Here is a 10,781-nt window from a genome sequence, read left to right as displayed (position 1 = left end):
GCCCGTGCGCCCCTGCCGGGGCCGCGGGCCCGCTGTGTCGGCGGCGCGGCATACCCCATGGGGCTGGGCCACCTACGGGGCGCCGAGCCCCTTGAAGTGTTGCTGAGGGGAGTGGGTCACTCGCCCTTGGCGGCAGCCTTCAGCTTCGAGCCGACGGTCACCTTGGCGGCCTTGGACGCCGGGATCTGGATCTCCTCGCGCGTGCGCGGGTTGCGGCCGGTGCGGGCCGCGCGGTCGACGCGCTCGATGGTGAGCAGGCCCGGCAGCTGGACCTTCTCGCCACGGCCGATCGCCTCGAGGATGACGTCGTTGAAGCCGCCGATGACGGCGTTGGCGTCCTTGACGCTCACACCGGTGCGCTGAGCGATGGTGCTGGCAAGGTCAGTGCGGTTCATGAATGGGTCCTGTTCCTTGTCTCGGGGACCGGTGTGGGCCGATCCGTCGAACGTGGCTAGTCCGCCGAGGGTCGGCGGTCCGTTGAGTCAGCACCTGCGACAGGTCGGATATTCCGCGCCATTGCAAGGGTGTGGCCCGCGCACCACGTTAGACGCAGAGTGCGACGAGGTCCACGACACCCCGTCAGCGCGTCGTCCCGGTGGTCTCGGTGACGGAGGAGGTCGACGGGTCGGCGGCGGTCGTCGAGTTGGCGGGTTCGGCGAGACTGCCACCCACCACCGGGCCCTGCCGTTGGCCCAGGGCGGCGTGAAAGCCTGCAGTGGCAGCGCTTTTCGCGGCTTGGCCGACGCCCTTGATGGCGGCCTGCCCTGCGGCCGCGGCGACTTCCGGGCCGCGCTGCTTGATCTGTTCGGTGGTCTTCGCCCGCTGCTCCACCACGGCAGGGTGGTTCCAGGCGCGGCCGCTGACCTGCTTGATCTGCTCGTAGCGGTCGCGGCCGGCGCGTGCGCCGAGCACGTAGCCCGCAGCGATGCCGACGACGAATGCCAGCTTGCCCATCGAGGTTCCTTTCGTCGATTCCGTCCGACCCTACCTGCCGCTGTATGGCGCTCGCGGCGTGCTCGGGATGCGTCCCCTAGGATGGTGCGCGCTCGCGGGGCTCGGCCACGCGGGCGAGGAGGGCTCGCATAGTGGCCTAGTGCGGCGGTCTTGAAAACCGCTATGCGTTCACGCGCATCGTGGGTTCGAATCCCACGCCCTCCGCTCGTCGCGTCAGCGCCCACTGAGGGCCGACGGTTCCCACGCCCCCCGCGAACGGGGAACGTCATACAGAACGCGCGGTATTGCACGCGTTCTGTATGACCGAAGCGTGACGTGAGGCGCCGGTCGGTCCGGCGCGTCAGTGTGTCAGTCGCCGCCACAGGCCGACGCCGGCGAGCGCGGCACCCACGGCGCAGCCGAGCGCTCCGGTGAGGAGCAGGCCGTTCAGGTCCCCTCCGGTCGATCCGCCGTCGGTGACGATGGCCGGTCCGGTGACCTTCGCGGTGGCCGAGGATGTCGTGGCCGCTGTCGTGGCGGGCATTGTGGTGGCGGAAGGCTGCGTCGGACGCGGCGTGGCCGGGCCCGTGCTGGTCGGTGTGGCGCTGGGCGACGGCGCCGCGCAGTTCTGCGGCACGGTGACCTGCCCGATGCTGAACTGCATGCCGTCGTCCGCGGGCGCGTAGAAGTAGTCGACCTGGGAGCGCCTCGTCGTGACTGTTCTCGTGGCGCCGGGAGCCAGAGCCGAGTAGTAGCCGTCCTCCGTTGTCGAGCCGTGCGCCCGCCATGAGAAGCCGATGGCGTATGACGCCTTGTTCGTCACCGTGAAGCTGCGGCAGTGCGGGGTCACTGCGGGCGGCGTGCAGGTCGGCGCCGCAACGACAACTGTCCACGAGCTGCGACCCGTCAGCACGTAGCCCGCGAGCGCCCGGGCGCTCACCTGCACGGTGCCGTCGCTGCTGTAATCCGACACCAGGTAGTCGCTCGGCGTCAGGACCTCATCGTTGACGAGGTACTGCACACCGGTCACCCGCGGGATGGTGAAGAGGTTGTCCATGCCGCCACAGCCGATGGTTCTGCCGGTCGGCGCGATCGCCGTGACAGGGATGGCGGCTGCCGAGACGGGAGCTGTGCCCGAACCCGACGGTTGAGCAGTCGCCGGTCCCGCCATGGCGAATATCAGCAATATTCCGAGCAGTGTCGCCACCGCCGTCGCCGCAGCTCGGGTGGTGCCCCTGATTCCACGTCCCGACATACCGTCGGCCCCCTTGTGTGTTCGCACTGACGATGCCCGAGCGGCGCTCAGGGCCGGCTCAGCGTAGTGACAGTTGGTCCGTGGCGGGCGAAAGCGGCCGTCGCAGCCGGTCAGAACACGGACCAGTCGGTGAGTTCGGTGAAGCGGTCCAGCGCCGCGACACCGGCGACCGAGTTGCCGCGCCGGTCCAGCCCGGGGCCCCAGACCGCGACCGAGCAGCGGCCGGGCACGACGGCGAGTATGCCGCCGCCGACGCCGCTCTTGCCGGGTATGCCGACGCGGTAGGCGAATTCGCCTGCGGCGTCATACGTTCCGCAGGTCAGCATGACGGCGTTGATGCGTTTGGTGCGACCGGGGGACAGCAGCCGGGAGCCGTCACGCAACAGTCCGTGCCGGGCCAGGAAGAGGCCGGCCAGGGCGAGGTCGCGGCAGTTGATCGCGATCGAGCACTGCCGGACGTACTGATCCACGATCGTGTGCACGTCGCCACGGATGTTGCCGTATGACGCCAGGAAGTGCGTCAACGCCAGATTGCGGTCGCCGTGTGCGGCCTCCGACGCGGCCACCTCTTGGTCGCAGTGGATGTCGGGGTTGCCGGATTCGGTGCGGAGGAACTCCAGCACCGCCTCGGCGGCGTCCCCGACGACGCCGGCCAGGTGGTCGGTGACCACCAGCGCGCCCGCGTTGATGAACGGGTTGCGTGGGATGCCGTTCTCGTACTCCAGTTGGACCAACGAGTTGAACGCATTGCCCGATGGCTCACGCCCGACCCGCCACCAGATGTCCTCGTCGTTCTCCGAGAGTGCCAGGGCGAGGGTGAAGAGCTTGGAGATGCTCTGCAACGAAAAGGGTTTCGTCCAGTCTCCGGCCCCATGACAGGAGCCGTCCGGGAGTGCCACCGCCATACCGAACTGACGCGGGTCCACCGCGGCGAGTGCCGGGATGTAGTCGGCGACCGAGCCGGTGCCGATCTGTGGCTCGACCGCACGGACGACCCGGGCGATCAGTTGGTCCATGTCCATGGGTCCACTGTGCGGCACAGCCGGGTCGGAGTGACAACCGAGGCGGTCGCCTATCCCAGCGTTCGGATGACGCGCTCGACGGCCGGCACGTCCGCCGGTGCCCAGTCGAGGCCGGGCAGGTCGGTCGCCGGAAGCCACCGCAGCTCGGCGTGCTCCGTGGCCGCGGGTTCGCCGGATCGCAGGGTCGCGAAGAACGTCGTCAACCGGACGATGCCGAAGCTGTAACGGTGCGAGGTGGTTTCGACGAGCTCGCCGACATCGACGTCGCAGTGCAGCTCTTCGCGCAGTTCGCGTCGGAGTGCCTCCCGCGGTGACTCGCCCGGCTCGATCTTGCCGCCCGGGAACTCCCACAGGCCGGCCTGCGCCATTGCCGGGCCGCGTCGTGCGGCCAGGACCAGGCCGGCACGCACCAGCACTGCGCCGACGACATCGATCCGCTGGGTCACTGGGCCGCCTCCCTGGATCCACGAGAAAGCCCTGGGGAGCGTCTCCGCTCCACCAGGGCTCGTGCACTGTCTCAACTCAGTACGTGCACCCGTAGGGATTCGAACCCCAAACCTTCTGATCCGTAGTCAGATGCTCTATCCGTTGAGCTACGGGTGCGTGCCGCGCAGTCACCCGCGCAACGCTGAGACACTCTACCCGAGCGGATGCCCAGGTGCTAAATCGGCTGCCGCTCAGGCGCCGAACGGCAGCACCGGCATACCGCCGACGCCTGGCTCGACGGCGAACACCGCTCCGGCGAGTGGTTGTTCACCGTCCGGGACGTTCTCCCGGGTCGTGGTGATGTAGAGCGTTTGCAGGGCCTCCCCGCCGAAGGTGCAGGCCGTGACGTTGGTGACGCCGGGCACCTCGACCACCTCGCTGAGCTCGCGCCGGACGTAGCGGTGCACGGCCGAACCGCCATACAGGGCGACCCACACGCCGCCCTCCTGGTCGACCCAGAGGCCGTCGGGGTTGCCCTCGACGTCATCGGGGAGGGTGACCCACGGGCGGCGTTCGGTCAGGCCGGTCTCCGGGTCCCAGTCGAACGCCCAGATGGTCCGCGTCGGGGTGTCGTTGAAGTATGTCGTGGAGCCGTCCGGTGACCAGCCGATCCCGTTGGCGATCGTCAGGTCGTCGAGGACCGGTGACGCCATACCCTCGGTGGTCAGCAGGTAGAGCGAGGCGCCGCCCTTGTGCTGGTCGTAGGCCATGGTGCCGCAGTAGAAGTTGCCCATCGGGTCGCAGCCGCCGTCGTTGAACCGCACCGACGGGTCGTCCCAGATCGGCTGCATCACCTGCAGGTCCGACAGGTCGTTGCGGGAGGCCAGCGCGAAACCGCGCTCGACCGCGATCAATGCGCCGCCGGCACCGCGCGGCCGCATCGCCGCGGCCACCGTGCCGACGTGGATGCGTTCGACGTCCTCCCCGCGGGCGATCAGCACGTCGCCGGCCATCATGTCGACATACCGCAACTCACCCGGCCCCTCGAGGGACCACTCGGGCCACCAGACCGGCCCTTCGGCGTGGAAGGCGTGGGGCTTGGCGATCGGTTCGGCGCGCATGGTGCCAGCCTATGCGCGGCCTCTTGATCTCGATACGCGGCTCGTTCCTCGCCGCTACTCGATCAGCGAGGCGTCACACCTTGTCGGCTTCCTGGGTCTGCGGGTCCCACTTGGTGATGTGGGCGGCCTCCCAGCCGCGGGCCTTCATCGCCTCACGGGCCTTGCCGCGGTATGTCGGGGTCAGCCGCTCGACATACAGCTTGCCGTCCAGATGGTCGGTCTCGTGCTGCAGGCACCGGGCCAGCGTGCCTCCGGTGGCCTCGATGACGACCTCGTGGCCGTCCAGGTCCGTGCCGGTGACCCTGGCCCAGTGGGCCCGAGCGGTGGGGAACCACTCACCCGGCACCGAGAGACACCCCTCGGCGCCGTCGTCCGGCGACGGGTCGCCCGGCGGGACGGTGCCCTTCTCCAGGACGGGGTTGATCACGACGCCGCGTTGCGCCACCTCGGACTCGTCGGCGCAGTCGTAGACGAAGATGCGCAGGCGCACGCCCACCTGGTTCGCGGCCAGGCCGGCGCCGTGGGCGGCGTCCAGCGTGTCGAACATGTCCTGCACGAGGGTGCGGATCTCCGGCGTGATCTCCTTGACCTTCTTGGTCGGCTGGTGCAACGCCTTGTGCCCGATGACGGTAATCGGACGGACTGCCATGAACCTCAACTCCAGCTCGTGCTCCCGAGTGCGGCGCTCCACCGCGTACTGACTCGAACCCGAAGATTATCCGGCGGACCGGGCCGTGCGCCGCCCCGGCATCAGAAGTCGTCGGTCGATGTCAGTCGTCGCCGAGGTCGCGCGCGCGACGACGTCCGGCCGGCGGATCCTGGTCCGCCCAGCCGGTGTCGCCCTCGTGGCCGAAGGCCGCCGGCCGATCGTCCTTGGCGCGCCGCAGAATGCGCTCGCGCAAACCACTGCGGCGCGGTCGCTCGGGCCGCGGCAGGTAGGTGCCGATGGGCCGGATCGGCACGTCGGTCGGGTCGTATGCCGGGTCGTATGTCGGGTCGTATGTCGGCTCGTGCCGCGGGTCGTCGCTGTGCTGCCGGCGGCCCGGGGAGCGCGCACCGGCGAGTTGCAGGTGCAGGAACGGGTCGGTGTCGTCCTGGGCGTCATACGTCGCGGCCGCCTCCGGGTCGTCCTCCCCGAAGATCTCGCCGACGATGGCCAGGTAGGTGCCCTCGGCGTCCCGGATGAAGTCGATGCGCCGCAGTGCCTGCTCGCGCCCGGCGCTCTCCAGCACGAACTGCCCGTAGCCGAACAGCTGACCGAGCAGGGTCCGGTTGAAGGACATGTCGGTCACTTTCGCCAGCGGCATCATCGCGACGCGGCGCTTGAGCACGCCATACATCATCAGCAGGCGCTTGTCGGTGGCGACGAACCAGTCGAGCCGCCAGATCACCAGCCGGATGACGGCATACGCCAGCAGGAGGAACCAGAGTTTCCAGGCGAAATCGGTCAGTGCGCCCAGTCGGGCCGGCGCGGAGAACCCGGCGATGAGGGCCAGGAAGAAGCCGGCCACCGCCATGGCGACCGGCGGCGCGACCGACGCCCAGTGCTGCCGTTGGGCGACGACCAGCGTCTCGTCGTCGAGCAGGAAGCGCGCCATCGCCGACTCGGCGCGTGGATCGACGTGATCCATGGCGCCGGGCTAGCCGTTGAGGATCTTGTCGAAGAACGTGCCGATCTGGTCGGCGCCGTTGGTAATGATCGACCAGACGTTGTGCACGATGTCCGCCGACCGGCCGGGCGAGGTGAAGATCGCGTAGGCGATGAACGCGACGACCAGCCAGATCACGACCTTGCGGACCTTGTCCAGGGCCATGATTCCTCCGGCTCTCGTGAGTGTGGGGCGCGCGGTGGGCGCACGGGTCTGAGACTGATTGTGGCAGATGTGACGCCTGTGACTCGGTTTGCCGGGCGCCGGGAGTGTCGTACGGCGCCGTCGGCCGCAGCACGTCACCGCGCTCGCCGCCGGCGCGGTGACTACGATGTCGGCCGTTCCGCAACCCTTCTGCCCCCCGTGAGGTCCCACCATCTCCGCCTTGTCACGTGCTGCCGACCTGCGGCTGCGCGACGCGCTCGATGCGGCCGCCGCCGGCGTGCCGCGCGGTCCGCTGGCCGCCTCCGTCGACCGGCTGATCGGTCGGTATCGCGAGGGGGGTGCGGCCGCGACCCCCATCCTGGCCGGCGCCACGGACGTGCTGGCCTACGCGCTCTACCGCATGCCGGCCACGCTCGCGGCATGCTCCGCGATGTTCCGGCAGAGCGCCTTCCGGCTGCCGGGGATCGCGACCGTCGTCGACCTCGGCGGCGGCACCGGCGCCGCGGCGTGGGCAGCGCGCGAGACCTGGCCGGCGGCGCGGATCACCGTGCTCGACCAGGTCGCCGAGGCGTTGCAGCTCGGCCGGCAGTTGCGGGCGGACGAGTCCGGCACGGTCGACTTCGTGCGCTGGCGGGCCGGTGCGGCGGTGCCGGCGGCCGATCTGGTGACCGTGTCCTACGTCCTGTCCGAGCTGTCGGCGCCGGACCAGGAGGTGCTACTGGCCGCAGCGCTGGCTGCGGCCGGACGCGCTGTCGCGGTGATCGAACCCGGGACGCCGTCCGGTCATCAGCGCGTCCTGCAGGCGCGGCGGGTGCTTCTCGACGCCGGCTGGCAGGTGATCGCGCCGTGTCCGCACCAGGACGCCTGCCCGGTGCGGCCGCCCGATTGGTGCCACTTCAGCGCCCGGGTCGAGCGTTCCGCGACGCACCGGCAGCTCAAACGCGGCGAGCTGGGTCACGAGGACGAGAAGTTCTCGTATGTCGTGGCGGTGCCGGACGGGCCGCCGACGGGCGACGCCCGGATCCTGCGGCACCCGCTGAAACGCAAGGGGCTGGTCGAACTGCAGCTGTGTCGACCGGACGGCACCGCGAGCCGTGACGTGGTGACGAAACGGCAGGGGGCGGCATACAAGGAGGCACGGGACGTGCGGTGGGGCGACACCTGGAGCGACGGCTGAGCGGCACCGTCAAATAACTCTTTGACGGTCGGCGTTCGGCGCGCCATACTGCCAAACATGTCTGTGGAGGATGAGGCGCTCACCGAGCTGCGCGCGTCGGCGCATCCGGTGCGCCTGCGGATGATGTCCCTGCTGACCGGCGCGGCGATGAGTGCCGCCGAGCTCGCACGCGAGCTGGACATCACCCAGGCCAATGCCAGCTATCACCTGCGTACGTTGGCGAAGGCAGGCCAGGTCGAGGTGGCGGCGACGGAGTCGGTGCGTGGTGGCCAGGCGAAGAAGTACCGGTACCGCTATTCGGAGCAGACCGGCAGGAGCACCGAGGCGTCCCGGCCGGCGAGATCGGCGGATCACGACGAATGGCGGCTCTACATCGACGTGCTGCACCAGGAACTCGTGCGCAGGTCGGCCCAACGGGTGAATGGCCAAGCCCTCAGCGCGGATGCCGAAGTCTGGCTCACGCCGGAGACCTGGCGCACGACGATGCAACTGGTGAAGGAAGCCTCGCGACTGGTGCACGAAGAGGCGCTGCCACCGCACGCAGCGGGCTCCGTCCACGTCAACTTCCAGGCCGAACTCTTCCGGATGCGCGATGAGCGCGACGACGCGGACGGTGAACGATGAGCGGTCGGCCGCGCCCGCCGGAAGTATTGCAGGGCAAGGACTTCCGCTGGTTCTTCCTGTCCCGCTCGGTCAACATCGTCGGCAGCATGATGACGCCGGTGACCGTCGCCTTCGCGGTCCTGCACATCGACAACTCCTCGGAGTCGCTGGGCATCGTGCTGGCAGCGCAGCTGACGGCCAACGTGCTGTGTCTGCTCTTCGGCGGTGTCGTCGCAGACCGGCTGCCGCGCCGTGCCGTCATGCAGGCCTGTTACCTCGCGATGGCCGTGATCCAACTGACCATGGCCGCCTCTCTCGAGCAGGGCTGGGCATCCGTCGGCTCGATGATCGTGCTGGCCGCCCTGGCGGGTGGCGTGAGCGCGTTCTCCATGCCGGCGCAGCAGGGTCTGATCCCACAATTGGTGCCGAAGCATCAGCTGCAGCAGGCGGATTCACTGATGTCCTTCGTTCGCAACGGGGCGACCTTCATCGGTCCGGTCCTCGGCACCATGCTCGTGGTGACAGCCGGCTCCGCGCTGGCGCTGGCCGTCGACGGTGTCACCTTCCTGGTCGCTGCCGCGATGCTCGCCAAGGTCGCCCTACCGGCGGCCAAGCGCACCGCACGGACGTCGATCCTCGTCGAGTTGCGGCACGGTTGGGGCGAATTCACCTCCCGGACGTGGCTGTGGGTCATCGTCGCAGCCTTCGGCGTGCTGAACGCCATACACATTGGCGCCTGGGTCGTCGTCGGACCGGTGATCGCCAAGAACGACCCGGCACTCGGCATCCGCGGCTGGGGCCTGGTCGTCGGGTCCGAGGCGGTCGGCATGCTGGTCATGTCGGTGGTCCTGCTGCGCTGGAAGCTGCTGCACCCGCTGCGTGCCGGGATGGCCGGCATGTCGTGCTTCGCCATACCGTTGCTGATGCTGGGAATTCACCCGTCGACCCTGCCGATGATGGCAGTCGCATTCATCAGCGGCATGGGCACGCAGGTCTTCAGCACGGGATGGACGGTCGCGATGATGGAGCGCATCCCATCGGAGGTGCTCTCGAGGGTCTCGAGCTACGACATGCTGGGGTCGTTCGTCGCCATACCGATCGGCAGCCTGAGCTTCGGGTGGCTGGCGAGCAACGTGGACGTCGAAACCCTGCTGGTCACATCCGGTTGTGTATATGTCGCGATCGTGCTGACCACGCTGCTGGTGCCGTCGATCCGCCGGCTCGGCCGTGTTGCCGGTGAGGAGCCGGACATCGTCAAAGCGGCCTAGTGCCGCCGCGGAGTCAGACCACGCCGTAGAGCCGGTCGCCGGCGTCGCCCAGGCCCGGCACGATGTAGCCGTGCTCGTTGAGCCGCTCGTCGATTGCTCCGGTGACCAGGGTGACCGGGATGTGCAGGTCGGCCAACTGCTCCTCGACGGCCTGGATGCCTTCCGGGGCCGACAGGAGGGTGACGGCGGTGATGTCGTCGGCGCCGCGCTCGGCGAGGTAGCGGATCGCCATCGCCAGCGTGCCGCCGGTCGCGAGCATCGGGTCCAGGACATAGCACTGGCGGCCCGACAGGTCGTCCGGCAGCCGGTTGGCGTAGGTGATGGCCTCGAGGGTCTCCTCGTTGCGCTGCATGCCGAGAAACCCGACCTCCGCACTGGGCAGCAGTCGCACCATGCCCTCGAGCATGCCGAGTCCGGCGCGCAGGATCGGCACCACCAGCGGTTTCGGCGACGAGAGTTTGATGCCGGTGGTGGCGCTCACCGGGGTCTCGATGTCGAACGGCTCGACACGGACGTCGCGTGTCGCCTCGTACGCCAGCAGCGTGACCAGTTCCTCGGCGAGACGCCGGAAGGTGGGACTGTCGGTGCGCTTGTCGCGCAGATAGGTCAGCTTGTGGGCGATGAGGGGGTGCTTGGCCAGCTCGACACGCATGGCGCAAACTCTAGTCGTGCTCACGCCGGATGCTCATGACCGTTGGATGTCGCTCGCTCTCGAGCAGGCCGGTATGGCGCTCGCCACCGACGACGTCCCGGTCGGGGCGGTGGTGCTGGATGCCGACGGCGCAGTGGTCGGCGCCGCCCCGAATCGCCGGGTCGCCGACAGTGATCCGCTGGCGCACGCAGAGATCGTCGCGATCCGCTCGGCGGCCGAGACGTTCGGTCACTACCGGCTGGACGACTGCACGATGGTCGTGACCCTCGAACCGTGCCTGATGTGTGCCGGAGCGATCATGCAGTCACGCATCGCACACATCGTGTTCGGCGCGTGGGACCCGAAAGCCGGCGCGTGCGGCAGCGCCTGGGACGTCATCGCGGACAACACCAGCCCGCACAAGGTGGATGCGGTGGGCGGCATACGGGAGCAGGAATGCACGCAGCTGCTCACGACGTTCTTCCGCGCCCGGCGTCGCCGGCCGCAGCAGGTGTGAGGCGCGGCAGCGGC

The 10,781-nt window shown here is 69.2% G+C and carries 14 protein-coding genes and 2 tRNA genes; 5 read left to right on the top strand and 11 right to left on the bottom strand.

The window, feature by feature from the left end; genetic code table 11:
* Positions 1-116 precede the first annotated feature (116 nt).
* Both ACTHL4_RS06405 and ACTHL4_RS06400 read right to left on the bottom strand, forming a co-directional pair.
* Entirely contained in the window at positions 117-395 is a 279-nt protein-coding gene (locus ACTHL4_RS06405) for an HU family DNA-binding protein (protein WP_188836899.1), read from the bottom strand.
* 184 nt (positions 396-579) lie between these two features.
* Positions 580-954, bottom strand: a complete 375-nt coding sequence (locus tag ACTHL4_RS06400; protein ID WP_440281909.1) for a YtxH domain-containing protein — start codon at positions 952-954, stop codon at positions 580-582.
* A gap of 117 nt (positions 955-1,071) precedes the next feature.
* On the opposite strand from ACTHL4_RS06400, the gene ACTHL4_RS06395 reads away from it, so the two are divergent.
* Positions 1,072-1,158 (top strand) — tRNA-Ser (locus ACTHL4_RS06395).
* Positions 1,159-1,294: 136 nt separating this feature from the next.
* Here the strand turns inward: ACTHL4_RS06395 and ACTHL4_RS06390 are convergent.
* From ACTHL4_RS06390 to ACTHL4_RS06355, 8 genes are all read right to left on the bottom strand, one after another.
* Positions 1,295-1,990, bottom strand: a complete 696-nt coding sequence (locus tag ACTHL4_RS06390; protein WP_440281908.1) for a hypothetical protein — start codon at positions 1,988-1,990, stop codon at positions 1,295-1,297.
* 308 nt (positions 1,991-2,298) lie between these two features.
* Positions 2,299-3,210 carry a glutaminase gene (locus ACTHL4_RS06385; RefSeq protein ID WP_440281907.1) on the bottom strand — a complete coding sequence of 304 codons (912 nt, stop codon included), beginning with the start codon at positions 3,208-3,210 and terminating at the stop codon, positions 2,299-2,301.
* Between the two features lie 50 nt (positions 3,211-3,260).
* A complete protein-coding gene (locus tag ACTHL4_RS06380; protein ID WP_440281906.1) occupies positions 3,261-3,656 on the bottom strand; it encodes a (deoxy)nucleoside triphosphate pyrophosphohydrolase in 396 nt (131 codons plus the stop codon).
* A gap of 84 nt (positions 3,657-3,740) precedes the next feature.
* Positions 3,741-3,813 (bottom strand) — tRNA-Arg (locus tag ACTHL4_RS06375).
* A 74-nt stretch (positions 3,814-3,887) separates the two neighbouring features.
* A complete protein-coding gene (locus tag ACTHL4_RS06370) occupies positions 3,888-4,757 on the bottom strand; it encodes an SMP-30/gluconolactonase/LRE family protein (protein WP_440281905.1) in 870 nt (289 codons plus the stop codon).
* A gap of 73 nt (positions 4,758-4,830) precedes the next feature.
* On the bottom strand, positions 4,831-5,406 hold the full coding sequence (gene def, locus ACTHL4_RS06365) for a peptide deformylase (protein WP_440281904.1): 576 nt from the start codon (positions 5,404-5,406) through the stop codon (positions 4,831-4,833).
* A 121-nt stretch (positions 5,407-5,527) separates the two neighbouring features.
* The gene (locus ACTHL4_RS06360) at positions 5,528-6,388 is read right to left on the bottom strand and encodes a PH domain-containing protein (RefSeq protein WP_440281903.1); all 861 of its coding nucleotides are present in this window, start codon (positions 6,386-6,388) and stop codon (positions 5,528-5,530) included.
* A 9-nt stretch (positions 6,389-6,397) separates the two neighbouring features.
* A complete protein-coding gene (locus tag ACTHL4_RS06355) occupies positions 6,398-6,571 on the bottom strand; it encodes a hypothetical protein (RefSeq protein ID WP_440281902.1) in 174 nt (57 codons plus the stop codon).
* 220 nt (positions 6,572-6,791) lie between these two features.
* Between ACTHL4_RS06355 and ACTHL4_RS06350 the strand changes: the two genes are divergently transcribed.
* The 3 genes from ACTHL4_RS06350 to ACTHL4_RS06340 are packed head-to-tail and all read left to right on the top strand — an operon-like array spanning position 6,792 to position 9,619.
* A complete protein-coding gene (locus ACTHL4_RS06350) occupies positions 6,792-7,748 on the top strand; it encodes a small ribosomal subunit Rsm22 family protein (RefSeq protein ID WP_440281901.1) in 957 nt (318 codons plus the stop codon).
* Positions 7,749-7,805: 57 nt separating this feature from the next.
* A complete protein-coding gene (locus ACTHL4_RS06345; RefSeq protein WP_440281900.1) occupies positions 7,806-8,372 on the top strand; it encodes an ArsR/SmtB family transcription factor in 567 nt (188 codons plus the stop codon).
* Positions 8,369-9,619 (top strand): MFS transporter, encoded by a 1,251-nt coding sequence (locus ACTHL4_RS06340; RefSeq protein ID WP_440281899.1) that lies wholly within the window; start codon positions 8,369-8,371, stop codon positions 9,617-9,619. The genes ACTHL4_RS06345 and ACTHL4_RS06340 overlap by 4 nt, the downstream gene beginning before the upstream one ends.
* A gap of 13 nt (positions 9,620-9,632) precedes the next feature.
* Here the strand turns inward: ACTHL4_RS06340 and upp are convergent, their stop codons facing one another.
* A complete protein-coding gene (gene upp / locus ACTHL4_RS06335; RefSeq protein ID WP_440281898.1) occupies positions 9,633-10,271 on the bottom strand; it encodes a uracil phosphoribosyltransferase in 639 nt (212 codons plus the stop codon).
* Between upp and tadA the strand changes: the two genes are divergently transcribed.
* Entirely contained in the window at positions 10,240-10,767 is a 528-nt protein-coding gene (tadA, locus tag ACTHL4_RS06330) for a tRNA adenosine(34) deaminase TadA (protein ID WP_440281897.1), read from the top strand. The genes upp and tadA overlap by 32 nt on opposite strands.
* The last annotated feature ends 14 nt before the right edge of the window (positions 10,768-10,781 follow it).

Source organism: Flexivirga sp. (assembly GCF_051955415.1).
Lineage (GTDB): Bacteria > Actinomycetota > Actinomycetes > Actinomycetales > Dermatophilaceae > Flexivirga.
Note: the sequence above shows the minus strand (reverse complement) of the source record. Positions and strands in the feature narration are given on the sequence as shown.